20 protein-coding genes are annotated in these 15,593 nt (G+C 54.7%); 9 read left to right on the top strand and 11 right to left on the bottom strand.

Features of this window, described 5'->3' with window-relative positions:
* Positions 1–99: 99 nt before the first annotated feature.
* The 11 genes from npr to WN53_RS04790 form a co-directional block, all read right to left on the bottom strand.
* A complete protein-coding gene (gene npr, locus WN53_RS04840) occupies positions 100–372 on the bottom strand; it encodes a PTS phosphocarrier protein NPr (protein ID WP_024483721.1) in 273 nt (90 codons plus the stop codon).
* Positions 369–1,226, bottom strand: coding sequence for an RNase adapter RapZ (gene rapZ, locus WN53_RS04835; protein ID WP_021180704.1), 858 nt, complete (start codon positions 1,224–1,226; stop codon positions 369–371). The genes npr and rapZ overlap by 4 nt, the downstream gene beginning before the upstream one ends.
* A 129-nt stretch (positions 1,227–1,355) precedes the next feature.
* Positions 1,356–1,817 carry a PTS IIA-like nitrogen regulatory protein PtsN gene (ptsN, locus tag WN53_RS04830; RefSeq protein WP_024483720.1) on the bottom strand — a complete coding sequence of 154 codons (462 nt, stop codon included), beginning with the start codon at positions 1,815–1,817 and terminating at the stop codon, positions 1,356–1,358.
* Positions 1,818–2,035: 218 nt separating this feature from the next.
* A complete protein-coding gene (gene hpf, locus WN53_RS04825) occupies positions 2,036–2,323 on the bottom strand; it encodes a ribosome hibernation promoting factor (protein ID WP_024483719.1) in 288 nt (95 codons plus the stop codon).
* Between the two features lie 23 nt (positions 2,324–2,346).
* On the bottom strand, positions 2,347–3,783 hold the full coding sequence (rpoN, locus tag WN53_RS04820; RefSeq protein WP_024483718.1) for an RNA polymerase factor sigma-54: 1,437 nt from the start codon (positions 3,781–3,783) through the stop codon (positions 2,347–2,349).
* A gap of 50 nt (positions 3,784–3,833) precedes the next feature.
* Positions 3,834–4,559, bottom strand: coding sequence for an LPS export ABC transporter ATP-binding protein (lptB, locus tag WN53_RS04815; RefSeq protein ID WP_021806959.1), 726 nt, complete (start codon positions 4,557–4,559; stop codon positions 3,834–3,836).
* Between the two features lie 6 nt (positions 4,560–4,565).
* Positions 4,566–5,105, bottom strand: a complete 540-nt coding sequence (gene lptA, locus WN53_RS04810; RefSeq protein ID WP_024483715.1) for a lipopolysaccharide ABC transporter substrate-binding protein LptA — start codon at positions 5,103–5,105, stop codon at positions 4,566–4,568.
* Entirely contained in the window at positions 5,074–5,652 is a 579-nt protein-coding gene (gene lptC, locus WN53_RS04805; RefSeq protein WP_024483714.1) for an LPS export ABC transporter periplasmic protein LptC, read from the bottom strand. The genes lptA and lptC overlap by 32 nt, the downstream gene beginning before the upstream one ends.
* Positions 5,649–6,203: a 3-deoxy-manno-octulosonate-8-phosphatase KdsC gene (kdsC, locus tag WN53_RS04800; protein WP_024483713.1), complete on the bottom strand. Its 555-nt coding sequence runs from the start codon at positions 6,201–6,203 to the stop codon at positions 5,649–5,651. Before kdsC ends, lptC begins: the two co-directional genes overlap by 4 nt.
* 17 nt (positions 6,204–6,220) lie before the next feature.
* Positions 6,221–7,207 carry an arabinose-5-phosphate isomerase KdsD gene (gene kdsD / locus WN53_RS04795; protein ID WP_024483712.1) on the bottom strand — a complete coding sequence of 329 codons (987 nt, stop codon included), beginning with the start codon at positions 7,205–7,207 and terminating at the stop codon, positions 6,221–6,223.
* A 15-nt stretch (positions 7,208–7,222) separates the two neighbouring features.
* Positions 7,223–8,200: a calcium/sodium antiporter gene (locus WN53_RS04790; protein ID WP_021806956.1), complete on the bottom strand. Its 978-nt coding sequence runs from the start codon at positions 8,198–8,200 to the stop codon at positions 7,223–7,225.
* A gap of 375 nt (positions 8,201–8,575) precedes the next feature.
* Here WN53_RS04790 and mlaF point away from each other — a divergent pair, with 375 nt between their 5' ends.
* From mlaF to WN53_RS04745, 9 genes are all read left to right on the top strand, one after another.
* Positions 8,576–9,391 (top strand): phospholipid ABC transporter ATP-binding protein MlaF, encoded by an 816-nt coding sequence (gene mlaF, locus WN53_RS04785; protein WP_024483711.1) that lies wholly within the window; start codon positions 8,576–8,578, stop codon positions 9,389–9,391.
* Positions 9,392–9,395: 4 nt separating this feature from the next.
* A complete protein-coding gene (gene mlaE / locus WN53_RS04780) occupies positions 9,396–10,178 on the top strand; it encodes a lipid asymmetry maintenance ABC transporter permease subunit MlaE (protein ID WP_021180693.1) in 783 nt (260 codons plus the stop codon).
* Between the two features lie 4 nt (positions 10,179–10,182).
* Positions 10,183–10,731: an outer membrane lipid asymmetry maintenance protein MlaD gene (gene mlaD, locus WN53_RS04775; protein WP_024483710.1), complete on the top strand. Its 549-nt coding sequence runs from the start codon at positions 10,183–10,185 to the stop codon at positions 10,729–10,731.
* 14 nt (positions 10,732–10,745) lie between these two features.
* Complete coding sequence (mlaC, locus tag WN53_RS04770; RefSeq protein WP_046808023.1) at positions 10,746–11,375, top strand: phospholipid-binding protein MlaC; 630 nt, start codon at positions 10,746–10,748, stop codon at positions 11,373–11,375.
* Positions 11,375–11,677 carry a lipid asymmetry maintenance protein MlaB gene (gene mlaB / locus WN53_RS04765; protein WP_024483708.1) on the top strand — a complete coding sequence of 101 codons (303 nt, stop codon included), beginning with the start codon at positions 11,375–11,377 and terminating at the stop codon, positions 11,675–11,677. The genes mlaC and mlaB overlap by 1 nt, the downstream gene beginning before the upstream one ends.
* A 155-nt stretch (positions 11,678–11,832) precedes the next feature.
* On the top strand, positions 11,833–12,087 hold the full coding sequence (gene ibaG / locus WN53_RS04760) for a BolA family iron metabolism protein IbaG (RefSeq protein ID WP_024483707.1): 255 nt from the start codon (positions 11,833–11,835) through the stop codon (positions 12,085–12,087).
* Between the two features lie 53 nt (positions 12,088–12,140).
* A complete protein-coding gene (gene murA / locus WN53_RS04755) occupies positions 12,141–13,400 on the top strand; it encodes a UDP-N-acetylglucosamine 1-carboxyvinyltransferase (protein WP_021180688.1) in 1,260 nt (419 codons plus the stop codon).
* A gap of 345 nt (positions 13,401–13,745) precedes the next feature.
* Positions 13,746–14,462 (top strand): DUF4123 domain-containing protein, encoded by a 717-nt coding sequence (locus tag WN53_RS04750; RefSeq protein ID WP_024483706.1) that lies wholly within the window; start codon positions 13,746–13,748, stop codon positions 14,460–14,462.
* 21 nt (positions 14,463–14,483) lie between these two features.
* Positions 14,484–15,581 (top strand): hypothetical protein, encoded by a 1,098-nt coding sequence (locus WN53_RS04745; RefSeq protein WP_024483705.1) that lies wholly within the window; start codon positions 14,484–14,486, stop codon positions 15,579–15,581.
* The last annotated feature ends 12 nt before the right edge of the window (positions 15,582–15,593 follow it).

Here is a 15,593-nt window from a genome sequence, read left to right as displayed (position 1 = left end):
CAAGCTCACTTATCCCCAGGAGCTTACTATTGTAAGTGACTGGGGTAAGTGAGTGCAGGTAACAACGCTACAGCTTGAAAGGCGACGGGTATACGGTGATTAGTCTTCGTCGAAGCCTGATTCAAACAGCTCAATCACCGCTGCCAGTGCCTGTACTTCCTGCGGCCCGGTAGCTTCAATTTCGATCTGGCGGCCCTGGGCGGAATCCAGCATCAGCAGCGCAATCACGCTGCTGGCTTCCGCTTCGGTGCCGCTGTCATTACGCAGCAGCACTTCGGCGTCAAAACTCTGCACCAGCTCAAACAGCTTCATTGCCGGCCGGGCGTGCATGCCCAGCTTGTTCTTGATCTCAACCGTCTGCTTGACCGTCATTGTTGTTTACGCTTTTCCAGTGTGCGGTGACGTGATTGCACATTTTTGCCGCGTGAACGGAAATAATCCGCCAACTGTTCAGCCACGTACACCGAACGGTGCTTACCGCCGGTACAGCCAATGGCGACGGTCAGATAGCTGCGGTTGTTGGTCTCCAGCATCGGCAGCCACTGTTCCAGATAGCTACGGGTCTGGTAGATGAAGTTGTGCACTTCGGTGTGGCGATCGAGGAACGAGGCCACGGGCTTATCCAGGCCGGTCATCGGGCGCAGTTTAGGGTCCCAGTGCGGGTTGGGCAGGAAACGGACGTCGAACACGTAATCGGCATCGATAGGAATGCCGTGCTTGAAGCCGAAGGATTCGAACACCATCGTCAGCTCGCGTTCGCGTTTGCCCAACAGACGGGTACGCAGCATTTCCGCCAACTCGTGCACCGACATTTCCGAGGTATCGATAATCAGATCGGCACGGGAACGCAGTGGCTCAAGCAGATCGCTTTCTTCATCGATCGCGCTTTCCAGCGACAGGTTCTTGGCAGAGAGAGGATGCAGGCGACGGGTGTCGCTGTAGCGGCGGATCAGGGTGTTGCGATCGGCATCAAGGAACAGCAGCTGCGGCGTGAAGCTCTCCGGCAGCTGGGTCATTGCATATTCAAACACTTCCGGCGATTCCGGCATGTTACGGACGTCGATGCTTACCGCAGCGGAGCTATTACGTTCGGCCAGCGTCTGGGCCAGCTGTGGCAACAACACCACGGGCAGGTTATCAACGCAGTAAAAACCCATGTCTTCCAACGCCCGCAAGGCGACGGATTTCCCCGAACCGGAACGGCCGCTGACAATCATCAGCACCATGTGGTAACTCCCCTGGCATCTCAATGGCGCTCATCGCCACCGTTAGGATCTATTATCCGGGCCACGGCCCGGATATATCGTAAGTAAAACAGTAGCGTTTTCATGGCGGAAAGTCACGCCAGCCGCTGGTTACTCGGTGATGATCTGATACAGCTCTTCGTCGCTCAGCGCTGCGCGCAGGCGGCGGCACACGGTTTTGTCGGCCAGCCGTTTGGCAACCAGCGACAGCGTATGCAAGTGAGTTTTACATTGATCGGCCGGTACCAGCAAGGCGAACAGCAGATCGACCGGTTGATTATCAATGGCATCAAAGGCGATAGGTTGCTCAAGGCGGATAAACACGCCAACGGCCCGCAAAGTGTCCTCTTCCAGTTTGCCGTGTGGGATCGCGATACCGTTGCCGATACCGGTACTGCCCATACGTTCCCGGGTGAGTACTGCGTCAAACACCACCTGCGAAGGTAGGTTAAGCTGCTTGGCCGCCAGCTCGCTGATAATTTCCAAAGCCCGTTTCTTGCTGGTGCAGTGTACCGAGCTTCTGGTGCACTCGATGTTTAACACCGAGCTTAATTGCATTATTTCGTTGTTCATCTCATCTTCACTTAAAACCGCGTCCTGTCGCTTTATTGCAAGCCTGCTTTACCATTGGAAAGTAGGCTTGCGCTGATAACCTTCATGAAACGGTTTTTCGCCTGTTTAACCCTGATGGCTTATCGGCGCATACCTATACAGGTGCTGCGCCGAGGGTTGCCGTGTAGCCAATGCGACTACGATGTGGGCTATTACGCATTGCATAACGGCCCAGAATGTCAGTGTTGCTTTAGTTTGTCTTTATGTTTGTTCAATTGACGCGCCAGTTTGTCGATCAGACAGTCAATTGCGGCATACATATCTTCTTTTTCCGAGGTGGCGTGCAACTCGCCCCCATTCACATGCACCGTTGCTTCCGCAATCTGCTGCACTTTTTCCACACTGAGTACGACATATACCTGGTTAATGCGGTCAAAATACTGCTCGAGTTTGGCAAACTTGGTGTTGACGAACTCACGCATTGGTTCGGTGATTTCGACGTGGTGTCCGGTAATGTTGAGCTGCATAATGTCTTCCTTCTCTATAGAGGTCAAACCAACTGTTTACGCTGGTTGGACGGCGGGATGGACAAAGACTCTCGGTACTTGGCAACGGTGCGCCGCGCCACCATGATCCCCTGATCGGAAAGCATCGTGGTCAGCTTGCTGTCGCTAAGCGGTTTGGCAGGGTTTTCCGCCGCGATCAATTTCTTCACTAACGCCCGGATCGCCGTAGAGGAGGCTTCGCCACCGCTGTCGGTATTCACATGGCTGGAGAAGAAATACTTCAATTCGAAAATACCACGCGGGCTGTGCAGGAACTTCTGCGTCGTCACGCGTGAGATTGTCGATTCATGCATTTCCACGGCCTGGGCGATATCCGCCAGCACCATGGGCTTCATAAATTCTGCACCCTGTTCAAAGAACGCCTCCTGCTGTTCGACAATACAGCGGGTCACCTTGAGCAGCGTGTCGTTCCGGCTTTCCAGGCTTTTGATCAGCCACTTCGCTTCCTGCAAATTGCTGCGGATATACTGGCCGTCGGCATCGTTGCGCACCGTGTTGCCCAGTGCCGCATATTGCTGATTGATTTTCAGCCGTGGGATGCTGTCTGCATTAAGCTCTACCACCCACTTATCCTGCACCTTGCGCACCAGCACGTCCGGGATCACATACTCGGATTCACCGGTATTGATCGACTGACCAGGGCGCGGATCGAGCGAGTGGATCAACACCATCGCTTCTTTCAGTGTATCTTCTTTTAAGCGAGTTGTTCGCATCAGGCTGCGAAAGTCGTGGTTGGCCAGCAAATCCAGATGCTCGCTGACGATCAGGCGGGCTTCCGCCAGATAGGGCGTGTCTTTGGCGTACTGGGAAAGCTGGATCAACAGGCAATCACGCAGATCGCGCGCCGCGACGCCGACCGGATCAAAACGCTGTACGCGCTTCAATACCGCTTCGACCTCGTCCATCGTCACATTATCGTCACCCATACTCTCCAGAATGTCTTCCAGCGGTACGGTGAGATAGCCGGTGTCATCGACGGCATCGACGATCGAAGTGGCGATGGCGGCATCGGTGTCAGAGAACGGCGTCAGATCCACTTGCCACATCAGGTAGTCCTGCAGCGTTTGCGTGGTTTCGCCCTGGTAGACCGGCAGTTCATCATCGCCATAGTCGGTACCGGTGCCGGAAGGGGTACCCGCGGTATAGATCTCATCCCAGGTAGCATCCAGAGGCAGCTCTTCGGGCATGTCCTTCTGTTCCAGCGCTTCGCGGGTGTCTAGCCCTTCGGTCTCGACGCTTTCTTTGGAGTCGATCTCTTCGTGCTGGTCTTCGGTCTGTTCAAGCAGCGGGTTGCTCTCTAGTGCCAGTTGGATCTCCTGCTGGAGCTCAAGCGTTGACAGCTGCAACAGGCGGATAGCCTGCTGAAGTTGGGGGGTCATGGCCAGTTGCTGGCTGAGCCTGAGTTGCAAACCTTGCTTCATAATCTTCTGCTACTTCCGTTAACGGCGGCCTGTTGGCCTGCCGCTGGAACCTACAGGCGGAACTCTTCGCCCAGATAAACGCGTTTCACCTGTTCATCGGCCAGGATGGCGTCCGGCGTGCCGTGGGCAATCAGCTTGCCCTGGCTGACGATATAGGCACGTTCGCACACGTCCAGCGTCTCACGCACGTTATGATCGGTGATCAGCACGCCAAGGCCGCTGTCGCGCAGGTGCTCGATAATTTTCTTGATATCGATAACGGAAATCGGGTCAACCCCGGCGAAAGGCTCATCCAGCAGGATAAATTTCGGGTTGGCGGCCAACGCACGGGCAATCTCCACGCGGCGGCGTTCACCACCGGAAAGCGATTGGCCCAGGTTGTCCCGCAGGTGGGAGATATGAAACTCTTCCAGCAGCTCGATGGCCCGATCGTTGCGCTGCTCACTGGTGAGATCGTTACGGATCTCCAGCACCGCCATCAGGTTGTCGTAAACACTCAGGCGGCGGAAAATCGACGCTTCCTGCGGCAGGTAGCCGATACCGCGGCGTGCGCGGGCGTGCAGCGGCAGGATGCTGATGTCTTCGTCATCGATCACGATGCGCCCGGCGTCGCGCTGAACGATGCCAACCACCATGTAGAAAGTGGTGGTCTTACCGGCACCGTTTGGCCCCAGTAGGCCGACGATCTCGCCAGATTTCACTTTCAGGCTCACGTCTTCAACGACTTTGCGGCCTTTGTAGGCTTTCGCCAGGTTTTCTGCGATGAGTGTTGCCATAAGTAATTAGTTACTCTTCTTTTGACCGTTTTTGTCTTGCAACTGTGATGGCACCAGAACCGTGGTCACGCGTTTGCCTTTATCGCTGAACGCCTGCATCTGCTGCTGTGGCACCAGATAGGTAATACGGTCGCCCTTCACGTTGCTATCGAGCTGTTCCAGGTAGGCGTTGCCGGTGAGGGTGATCAGCTGTGTCGCGACGTCGTAACGAACTTTCTGCGCATGGCCTTTCACCGGCTTGCCGTTGTCCTGCATCTGGTAGAAGGTTACCGGATTGCCGAACGCTTCAATATAGGTTTTGTTCTGATCGCCACCCGGGCGTGTGACCACGACCTTGTCGGCCTTGATCTCGATGGTGCCCTGCTTGATCACCACGTTGTCGGTAAAGGTGCTGACGTTGCTCTGCATATCCAGCGACTGTTTCAGCGAGTCGATACTTACCGGTTGGTCAGAGTCGGATTTCAACGCCAATGCGGGGGAGCTGGCGGTCAAAACGAGGCTGACGATCAACAGATTACGGAGTTGGCTTTTGGTTCTGAATTTCATAGTTGGTCTTGACCTTATCAATCAGCTCAGCGGTTTTGTTCCGCAGATTGCCACGCATTTTCATGCCGTTAGAGGTGAAATTTGTGCCGAACAGGGTTACTTCATCATCGGAAGAAACATCCTGGGTGACCAGATTAATCTGGGCATTGTCGGTTTTAATTTTTTCCAGCTGTGAGGTGGTTGTCAAACTGTTCACCTCCACGTGGCCGTACAGATACAGCATGCGGTTTTTGGTCAGCTTGGCGCGATCGGCGCGTATTGACCAGGTGGCCACGGCATGCTCATCAAACAGCGTCATCACCGGCTGGGTGAACCAGCTTAACTCATCGGCGGTGTAATATTTAACCTCTTCTGCCACCAGCTTGTAGCTTAGCTGCCCGGCCGGATTGTACACCACGGTCACGGTATGCTGGCTCTGATAGGTCGGGTCTTGGTTGTTGACCGGTACCGAGTTGCCGTCATCGCTGAAATCGGCCATGTTCCAGCCAATCAGCGCCAGCACGATCACGGTCAGCAAGATGGTGATCCAAAGTTTGGTTTTACTCATATTGACAGCCCTTTGGCGTCCTCCAGCTTGTTTTGCGCCAGCAGGATCAGGTCGCACAGCTCGCGCACCGCACCACGGCCACCGTTGATACGGGTGACATAATGGGCACGAGGTAACAATAATGGATGCGCATCGGCCACCGCGACGGCCAGACCGACTTCGGCCATGACCGGCCAGTCGATCAGATCGTCGCCGATGTAGGCGATTTCATCTGGCATCAGGGACAGTTTATCCAACAGTTCACGGAAGGCCAAAAGCTTATCGGACTGCCCTTGATACAGATGGGTGATATCCAACGTTTTTGCCCGGTCTTCCAGCAGTTTGGCCGAACGCCCGGTGATGATGGCCACCTCGATACCCGAGGTTTTCAGACAGCGGATGCCATAGCCGTCACGGACGTTGAAGGCTTTCAGCTCTTCACCGTTATTACCCATGTAGATCAGGCCGTCTGACAGCACGCCGTCGACATCACAAATCAACAGGCGGATTTTCCCGGCGCGGGCCATGACTTCTTCAGCTACCGGCCCGTAACAGGTTTCAACCAGACTCATGCAGTGGGTTCCTTTCATTAAACGACGCCAGCGCGCAGCATGTCATGCATATGTACCACACCCAGCAATTGGTCGCCATCGGCAACCAGCACGGCGGTGATATGGCGTTGCTGCATCAGATTGAGCGCATCGACCGCCAGCAGGTTCGGGCGCACCCGGATACCGCCCAGCGTCATGACGTCGGTGATGTTGGCATTATTCAGATCGATGCCCATATCGAACACCCGGCGTAAGTCACCGTCGGTAAAAATACCGGCGATTTTCATCAGATCGTCGCAGATCACCGTCATACCCAGGTTTTTACGGGTGATCTCCAGTAGCGCGTCGCGCAGCGAGGCTTCGGGGCTGACGTGCGGAATTTCATCGCCGCTGTGCATGATATCACTAACGCGCAGCAGCAGACGGCGGCCCAATGCTCCACCAGGGTGAGACAGGGCGAAATCTTCCGGGGTAAAGCCACGGGCCTTCAGCAGCGCTACGGCTAACGCATCGCCCATGACCAAGGTGGCGGTGGTGCTGGTGGTAGGAGCCAGACCCAGCGGGCAAGCCTCCTGCGGTACCTTGATGCACAGATGCACATCTGCCGCCTTGCCCATCGAGCTTTCCGGGTTGTTGGTCATGCAAATCAGTGGGATCTGCTGGCGTTTCAATACCGGGATCAGCGCCAGAATTTCGTTCGACTCACCGGAGTTGGAGATCGCCAGCACGATGTCCTGCGCCGATACCATGCCCAGATCGCCGTGGCTGGCTTCAGCAGGATGCACGAAGAACGCCGGGGTTCCGGTACTGGCCAGCGTGGCGGCAATTTTGCAGCCGATATGGCCGGATTTACCCATGCCCATGACCACGACTTTACCGCAGCATCCGGCGATAGCTTCACATGCCCGGGTAAAATCTGCATTGATGTACCGATCGAGCTGGGCCAGGCCATCACGCTCAATCTGAAGCACTTCTTTGCCGGCCTGCTGAAAGTCAAAGCCCGGTTGCAACTGGATAGATGACATACTCATTCTCAACGGTTAGCCGAACGTACTGAAAGGGTTAAAGAACAGCACTGCAAGATACGCAATAAAGCCACATAATAACAGAGCTCCCGCCAGATGACCGATACGATGTTTGCGGCCAATACACAGCGCGGCAAGCAGGATACCGGCCGCCAGCATGACCCAGTAATCGCGCTGGAAGGCGGCGGGATCGATACTGCCCGGTGATAGCAGGGCAGGGACGCCCAGTACGATCACCGTGTTAAAAATCGTCGAGCCGATGATATTCCCTACCGCCATATCATCTTCGCCTTTTAGTGCTCCGGCGATCGAGGTGGCCAATTCGGGCAGGCTGGTGCCGATGGCGATAATCGTCAGGCCAACCACCAGTTCACTCAGGCCAAAGTAGTGGGCAATCACTGAAGCGTTATCGATAATCATCCTTGATGACAGCGGCAGAATAATGAAGGCCAGCACTAGCCAGAGAATGGCTACCGTGTTGCTGCTGTCCTGCGGCAGTTCGGCGAGTTGTTCCACCGTCAGGCTATCGTTGCCTTCACGTTGCGCCAGCCTGGCGATTTTCAGCATCAGCAGAATAAAACCGGTGGCGGCCAACAGCAGCAGCACGCCATCGAACCGGCTCAGGGTGTTATCCATCAGCACGTAGCCGCACAGCAGGATAACCCCCAGCATCAGCGGCAGTTCACGCCGCAACACTTCGGAGCGAACCGACAGTGGATGGATCAGGGCCGCCACCCCCAGGATCAGTAAAATATTGGTGATGTTGGAGCCAATCACGTTACCCACCGCCAGGTTGGTCTGCCCATTGAGGGCGGCGGTGACCGACACGATCAATTCTGGCAACGAAGTGCCTATACCGACTATCGTCATGCCGATAATCAACGGGGGAACCCCCAGCGAACGGCTAATCACCGCCGCACCATAAACTAATCTATCCGCCCCATACACCAGTAAAAATAAACCAACGATCAACAGCACTATCGCGAGAAACATTCAGGGTCCTATATTGGGGTATTATCCCGGTTCGTTGGTTAAAGGCTATCATCGGCCAGCTTGCTTACGTTGCACACAACAACGAATTTTCCCGGTTAAAGATCGAACCATAAGACTGCGACTCATCCTGATGAACTGGCTTTGTAGGGGCGCCGCATGCTGCACCCCCAGAAACATTCTCAGTTTGTCATCAGTCAGACTTTATTTTTTTGCGTTATTTCCTAATTTTGACCGTCTGGAGCCTAAAAGTAAAACCTATGGCATCATTGGTAGCGAATTGGCAGTAAGCTTCGGTAAAAATGGGACGTATCGCCCCTATTGCTTTACCATCACGGATGATTTGGCAAAAAAATAGCCTGTACAGGATCAATAAACATGCACCAGAAGGCAGATAATCTGGTCGAAGTGCGCGGCATGAGCTTCTCTCGCGGCGATCGGCTGATATTCGAAGACATCAACCTGACGGTTCCCCGTGGCAAAGTGACGGCCATCATGGGGCCGTCCGGCATTGGTAAAACCACGCTGTTACGCCTGATTGGTGGCCAGTTGACCCCGGACAGCGGCGAGATCTGGTTTGATGGGGACAACATCCCGGCGCTGTCGCGCCATCAGTTGTATGAGTCACGCAAGAAGATGAGCATGCTGTTTCAGTCGGGAGCGCTGTTTACCGATCTGACGGTATTTGAGAACGTAGCTTACCCGCTGCGTGAGCACAGCCGCCTGCCGGAGCCGATCCTGCGCAGCACGGTGCTGATGAAGCTGGAAGCCGTAGGGCTACGTGGCGCGGCAGATCTGATGCCGAACGAACTTTCTGGCGGTATGGCGCGGCGAGCTGCCTTGGCGCGTGCTATCGCGTTGGATCCGACACTGATCATGTTCGACGAACCCTTCGTTGGCCAGGATCCGATCACCATGGGCGTGCTGGTCAAGCTGATCGATGAGCTGAATAACGCGCTCGGGATCACCTGCATCGTGGTATCCCATGATGTGCCAGAAGTCTTGAGTATCGCGGATTACGCCTATATTGTGGCGGATCACCATGTGATTGCCGAAGGCTCGGCAGCGCAATTACAGAACAATCCTGATGCACGAGTGCGTCAGTTTCTGGATGGTATTGCCGATGGGCCGGTACCATTCCGTTACCCGGCCGGTGATTATCAGACAGAGCTTTTAGGGGAAGGGAGTAAATAACCTCATGTTTTTAAAGGCGTTAGCGTCGTTAGGACGCCGTGGCATCAATACCAGCGCAGCCTTTGGACGCGCCGGGCTGATGCTGTTCCACGCGCTGATCGGGCGCCCGGAGCCGCGTAAACAATGGCCGCTGCTGCTCAAACAGCTACACAGCGTGGGCGTGCAGTCGCTGCTGATCATCATGGTTTCCGGCTTGTTTATCGGCATGGTGTTGGGGCTGCAAGGTTATATCGTCCTCACCACCTACAGTGCCGAGGCGAGCCTGGGCATGATGGTGGCGTTGTCATTGCTGCGTGAGCTGGGGCCGGTAGTGACCGCTCTGCTGTTCGCTGGCCGCGCCGGTTCAGCTCTGACGGCCGAAATTGGTCTGATGAAGGCCACCGAGCAGATCTCCAGCCTGGAAATGATGGCGATCGATCCGCTGCGGCGTATTGTTGCTCCACGTTTCTGGGCCGGTCTTATCAGCATGCCGCTGCTGACGATTATTTTCGTGGCCATCGGTATCTGGGGCGGTGCGATTGTCGGCGTGGACTGGAAAGGGATCGACAGCGGTTTCTTCTGGTCGGCGATGCAAGGGGCCGTTGAATGGCGTCAGGATTTACTTAACTGCCTGATCAAGAGCGTGGTGTTTGCCATTACCGTTAGCTGGATTGCGATCTTCAATGGTTATGATGCCGTACCGACCTCTGAAGGGATTAGTCAGGCAACGACAAGGACCGTGGTACATTCGTCACTGGCGGTGTTGGGATTGGATTTCGTGCTGACTGCACTGATGTTTGGGAATTGATTTGATGCAAACGAAGAAGAGTGAAATCTGGGTTGGGGCATTTATGCTGATTGCGCTGTGCGCCATCATCTTCCTCTGCCTCCAGGTGGCCAATATTAAATCGATCGGTAATGAACCGACTTACCGTATCTACGCCACCTTCGATAATATCGGTGGTTTGAAAGCGCGTTCACCAGTGAAGATTGGTGGGGTGATGATTGGCCGGGTTGCGGCTATCTCGCTCGACCCGAAGACCTACACACCACGCGTGGCGCTGGATATCCAGCAACAATACAACCAGATCCCGGACACCAGCTCGCTGGCGATCCGCACCTCTGGCCTGCTGGGTGAACAGTATCTGGCGCTGAACGTCGGTTTTGAAGATCCCGAGATGGGCACGACTATCCTTAAGGATGGTGGGACCATTCAGGACACCAAATCAGCCATGGTGCTGGAAGACTTGATCGGCCAGTTCCTCTACAAGAGCGGTGGTCAGGATAGCCCGAATTCACCGGATGGCACCGCTGCAGCTCCGGCACCGGATGCCGCTGCGCATTCCGCTACAACTCACTAATCGAGGAAACCTGCATGTTTAAACGTTTTTTAATGGTTGCCCTGCTGGTGGTTGCACCGCTAGCTAATGCGGTCGATCAGACTAACCCATACAGCCTGATGCAAGACGCTGCGCAGAAAACCTTCACCCGCCTGAAAAGCGAGCAGCCAAAGATCAAGCAGGATCCCAACTACCTACGCACCATCGTGCATGAAGAGCTGATGCCGTTCGTGCAGGTGAAATATGCTGGTGCGTTGGTGCTGGGCCGTTACTACAAAGACGCTACGCCAGCCCAGCGTGAAGCTTACTTCGCCGCCTTCCAGGCTTATCTGGAGCAGGCGTATGGTCAGGCGTTAGCCATGTACCAGGGCCAGACCTATCAGATCGAACCTGAACAGCCGCTAGGCAATGCCGATATCATCGCGATCCGCGTGACCATCATCGATAAAGGGGGTCGCCCACCGGTGCGTCTGGATTTCCAATGGCGTAAGAACAGCAAAACCGGTTACTGGCAGGCATATGACATGATTGCCGAAGGCGTCAGCATGATCACCACCAAGCAGAATGAGTGGGCATCGACTCTGCGCCTCAAAGGCGTTGACGGTTTGACCCAGCAGCTGCAAGCGGCCGCCAAACAGCCGATCACCCTGGATCAGAAAAACTGATGGCCGCAGCGCTGAGCTGGGAATCACAACAGCAAACGCTGGTGCTGAGCGGCGAGCTGGATCGTGAGACGTTATTGCCGCTGTGGCAGCAACGTGAGACGCTGTTGGCAGATAAAACCGTGATTGATGTGGCTCAACTGCAGCGCGTGGACTCTTCCGGTCTGGCCCTGCTGCTGCATTTACGTGAGCAACGGAGCCCGCAGGGAATCGAGATAAAAATTTCCGGCATCACCGATCGGTTGCAAACGCTGATCACGCTCTACAATTTGTCAGCAATAATGCCTGTCGAAACCGCTAGTTAGCCACATTTATGGCTGTTCGACCGGGAAAAATCAGTTAAAGGCCCCTGTTGCTCAGGGGCTTTTTCTTTGGTTTAAGAAAGCGGCGGATTCCACTAAGATAGACGCCAAGAAGTCGCCCCGGGTGACTATGATCCTTCGATGCAGAATTGGATACTATGGAAAATAGCGAAATTAAAGACGTGCTGATGAAGGCGTTGGCACTGGAAGAAGCGCATGTGACCGGCGATGGCAGCCATTTTCAGGTGATCGCCGTGGGTGAACTGTTCTCCACCATGAGCCGAGTCAAGAAACAGCAAGCCGTCTATGCGCCGCTGATGGAATACATCGCGGACAACCGCATTCATGCTTTGTCGATCAAGGCATATACCCCAGAAGAGTGGCAGCGGGATCGCAAACTCAACGGATTTTAAGGCTGTTTGCCCGGCGGGCAGGCAGCTCAGAACAGATAACAGAGAGTAGTTAAATGGATAAATTTCGTGTGCATGGCCGGACCCGTCTTAGCGGTGAAGTGACCATTTCCGGGGCGAAAAACGCCGCCCTGCCGATCCTGTTTGCCGCCTTGCTGGCGGAAGAGCCTGTCGAACTGCAAAACGTCCCGAAGCTGAAGGACATTGACACCACCATCAAACTGCTCAGCCAGTTGGGTACCAAGATCGAGCGTAATGGCTCGGTCTATGTTGATGCCAGCGGCGTGAACGAGTTTTGTGCTCCCTACGATCTGGTGAAAACCATGCGTGCCTCCATTTGGGCATTGGGGCCACTGGTAGCGCGCTTTGGCCGCGGCCAGGTCTCACTGCCAGGTGGTTGTGCCATTGGCGCACGTCCGGTTGACCTGCACATTACTGGCCTGGAGCAGCTGGGTGCGGAAATCAAACTGGAAGAGGGCTACGTCAAGGCCTCTGTGGAAGGACGTCTGAAGGGCGCACATATCGTGATGGATAAGGTCAGCGTAGGCGCGACCGTCACCATCATGAGTGCTGCAACTCTGGCAACTGGCACCACCATCATCGAGAACGCGGCACGTGAGCCGGAAATCGTCGATACCGCCAACTTCCTCAACACGCTGGGTGCCAAAATCAGCGGCGCGGGCACGGACAGGATCACCATCGAAGGCGTTGAGCGCCTGGGTGGCGGGGTTTACCGTGTGCTGCCAGACCGTATCGAAACCGGTACCTTCCTGGTTGCCGCTGCCGTTTCCGGTGGCAAGGTGCTGTGCCGTAATACCCGTCCAGATACGCTGGATGCGGTGTTGGCCAAACTGCGTGAAGCAGGGGCCGATATCGAAGTCGGTGAAGACTGGATCAGCCTGGACATGCATGGCAAACGCCCGAAAGCGGTAACCCTGCGTACGGCTCCACACCCTGGTTTCCCAACCGATATGCAGGCGCAGTTCAGCCTGTTGAACCTGGTAGCGGAAGGGACCGGCGTGATCACCGAGACGATCTTCGAAAACCGCTTTATGCACGTGCCTGAGCTGATCCGTATGGGCGCACACGCAGAAATCGAGAGCAACACCGTGATTTGCCACGGCGTAGAGCAGCTTTCTGGTGCACAGGTGATGGCGACCGATCTACGTGCCTCTGCTAGTCTGGTATTGGCGGGTTGTATTGCTGAAGGCGTAACGGTGGTGGATCGTATTTATCACATCGACCGGGGCTACGAGCGCATTGAAGACAAACTGCGTGCGCTGGGTGCCAATATCGAACGTGTGAAAGGCGAGTAATCGTAACAGCTAATAACCTATGCCCCCTGCTGGGGGGCGTAGGTACTTCAACATCTTAGTGCCTCTCCCCAATCTTTCCTTGATTGCCCGATCTAAACCATTAATCAGGTTTATGATTAAAGTTTTACTATAAAAAATTGTAATGTTTACAACGACATTTTTGCTATTAAGTGTCTGGAAACATTGATATCAACTCTTATCCTCATTACTCTACGCTCGCGGTAAATACTCCAGTCATGCTAATGCTATTCCCGCTAAAAGCGCCAGATTGGTCGTGTTTTACTCGGGAAAGATGCGGCATTGCTATGCCACACTCATTATTTGCGTCGTCAAGGAAGAACAGACTTGCAACAGACCTTAACGGGCTGGCTGAGGAACACGGCTGGCACGCCGTTATACGCCGTTCTGGCCAATACCAACGGTGCTGAAGGCATCAAAGCCTATTACCGCGAAGACGGCAGCCGCACGCCTTTCGGGCTATATGCCAACACGCAATACGCTAACTGGTTTGAAGTCATGCCGGTGCTGGTAGCGCTTGATGACGGCAGCCCGTTCCTGCGCTGGGTGGCAGAGACGCCGCTGCGCAACTGGGGCTGGCTGGCGCGTTCGCCGCTGCCGCAGTCCACCATTTCTGACCATCTGCGCGGCCTGACCCAGGTGAGCCTGCCTTCGGGTAAAGAGGTGTTTTTCCGTTATTGGGATGGCCGGTTTCTCCTCACCTACTTTGATTATTACGGCGACCACTGGGGCGAGATCCTGCCGGTCTTTTCCGCTTATTGGGTTAATGGCCGAGCTTTCACCTGCCCGGTAATACCTGATGCGCCGTTACAGGCTTTCCCTTGGTGGCGAGTCCCTCAAGGTGTAGTGGATGCACAGCTGGATAAGGACGTATTGCCTCTGGTGCTTAATATCTGCCAGATCCTGCGGCGGGACTACGCCGATATGGTTGCCCGCTGGCCTGGGGCGATACTGGAGAAAAAAATACGCCGCCTGCTTACCCCGCAGCGACGTCACGATCCCCAGATCTTGGCCGAGATCCTGCGTACCCTCGCACACGCTTAATTATCATGGAGAGCCAATATCATGAGTAACCTTCAGGAAGAGCTTCGCATTCATGAAGATCAGATGCGCAGATTGAAGGGGCTACCGCGGCTCCGACCACCGAAGCAGTCCTTAGCCGATAAAGATGAGGATGTTAAGAATATCCTGTCGGAGTTTAGGCTGGTGATGGCAAACTACAAGAAGGCCAATGCAGACTGGTGGTATGGCTCGCTGCTGAACATGAAACAGCAATTCATGCTTGGTGATATGGAGCGTGAGTCCGCTCCTCTGGAGGACAAAGCGGTAGATATCGCTATGAGTTGCAGCATTCAACCCAAGAGCATTACCGTCACCCACGGTTTTCGCTCCACCCGTTACGTTCCCATCTCCAATTCGAGCTTTATCGTGGTTAAACGCCCGGTCATCAAGCATCACATGGCAGCTCGGCCTATGGTTCTTCCTAGCAATTGGGCCAAACCAAAAGATATACAGGTTGGCATAGAGGGTAAGTTTGATGACCAGGGTATGGCCAAGGTGGAGCTACCTCCCTGCGAGGCGGGCTATCACTACCGCATGCTGATTAATACCGATATTAGCCAGGAAGACGTGGAAGCGTTGCATGACTCTTATCAAGAGGTGATTGATAGATACGCAACCTGGCTGAGTGAAAAATGGAACGGGCAGCAAAGAGCTGCTTGGGAGGTTTATATCGCGACGGGTCTCGATCTGACACAGGCAGCCAATGCCTTTCTCAAAGGGATGCTGTCGCAGATCAAGCTGTTGTATGACACGGTCCAAGAGATCTGGAAGTGGATCAACAACGTAGATAAATATGCCGCCAAACTGGCCAAGTTTATCAAAGAAGATGGCGTTAAGGAGCTCAAAGCCCTGGTAAAAGAGGGCGGTCAGGCATTGGAGAAAGGCCTGATGCTGCTCAGCGATGAAATCCTCGTTTTCATCCTGGCAGCTGTGCTTAAAAGCTATTTTCAGCTCCTCACTCCACAACAAATCGTTGATTTTGTCGCCGATGCGTTTGGCAGCCTGGTGACAATGATTGTGCTGTATCTGGTGCTACCTGGAGGCGTGGGTAAGCTGGTATTGGATGGATTGGATACTCTCAGCGTAGCCGTACAGGGATAAGGAACGTTACCG

The sequence above is a fragment of the Serratia fonticola genome (genome assembly GCF_001006005.1).
Classification (GTDB): domain Bacteria; phylum Pseudomonadota; class Gammaproteobacteria; order Enterobacterales; family Enterobacteriaceae; genus Chania; species Chania fonticola.
This window is presented reverse-complemented; position numbering and strand designations above follow the sequence as displayed.

Bases quoted from the DNA above. Each gene is read 5' to 3' on its own strand.
- murA (WP_021180688.1), top strand. From the start codon at position 12,141: ATGGATAAATTTCGTGTGCATGGCCGGACCCGTCTTAGCGGTGAAGTG.
- mlaC (WP_046808023.1), top strand. From the start codon at position 10,746: ATGTTTAAACGTTTTTTAATGGTTGCCCTGCTGGTGGTTGCACCGCTA.
- kdsD (WP_024483712.1), bottom strand. From the start codon at position 7,207: ATGTCATCTATCCAGTTGCAACCGGGCTTTGACTTTCAGCAGGCCGGC.
- mlaF (WP_024483711.1), top strand. From the start codon at position 8,576: ATGCACCAGAAGGCAGATAATCTGGTCGAAGTGCGCGGCATGAGCTTC.
- rapZ (WP_021180704.1), bottom strand. From the start codon at position 1,226: ATGGTGCTGATGATTGTCAGCGGCCGTTCCGGTTCGGGGAAATCCGTC.
- mlaB (WP_024483708.1), top strand. From the start codon at position 11,375: ATGGCCGCAGCGCTGAGCTGGGAATCACAACAGCAAACGCTGGTGCTG.
- mlaD (WP_024483710.1), top strand. From the start codon at position 10,183: ATGCAAACGAAGAAGAGTGAAATCTGGGTTGGGGCATTTATGCTGATT.
- lptA (WP_024483715.1), bottom strand. From the start codon at position 5,105: ATGAAATTCAGAACCAAAAGCCAACTCCGTAATCTGTTGATCGTCAGC.
- hpf (WP_024483719.1), bottom strand. From the start codon at position 2,323: ATGCAGCTCAACATTACCGGACACCACGTCGAAATCACCGAACCAATG.
- mlaE (WP_021180693.1), top strand. From the start codon at position 9,396: ATGTTTTTAAAGGCGTTAGCGTCGTTAGGACGCCGTGGCATCAATACC.
- kdsC (WP_024483713.1), bottom strand. From the start codon at position 6,203: ATGAGTCTGGTTGAAACCTGTTACGGGCCGGTAGCTGAAGAAGTCATG.
- lptC (WP_024483714.1), bottom strand. From the start codon at position 5,652: ATGAGTAAAACCAAACTTTGGATCACCATCTTGCTGACCGTGATCGTG.
- rpoN (WP_024483718.1), bottom strand. From the start codon at position 3,783: ATGAAGCAAGGTTTGCAACTCAGGCTCAGCCAGCAACTGGCCATGACC.
- ptsN (WP_024483720.1), bottom strand. From the start codon at position 1,817: ATGAACAACGAAATAATGCAATTAAGCTCGGTGTTAAACATCGAGTGC.
- lptB (WP_021806959.1), bottom strand. From the start codon at position 4,559: ATGGCAACACTCATCGCAGAAAACCTGGCGAAAGCCTACAAAGGCCGC.
- ibaG (WP_024483707.1), top strand. From the start codon at position 11,833: ATGGAAAATAGCGAAATTAAAGACGTGCTGATGAAGGCGTTGGCACTG.
- npr (WP_024483721.1), bottom strand. From the start codon at position 372: ATGACGGTCAAGCAGACGGTTGAGATCAAGAACAAGCTGGGCATGCAC.
- WN53_RS04790 (WP_021806956.1), bottom strand. From the start codon at position 8,200: ATGTTTCTCGCGATAGTGCTGTTGATCGTTGGTTTATTTTTACTGGTG.
- WN53_RS04745 (WP_024483705.1), top strand. From the start codon at position 14,484: ATGAGTAACCTTCAGGAAGAGCTTCGCATTCATGAAGATCAGATGCGC.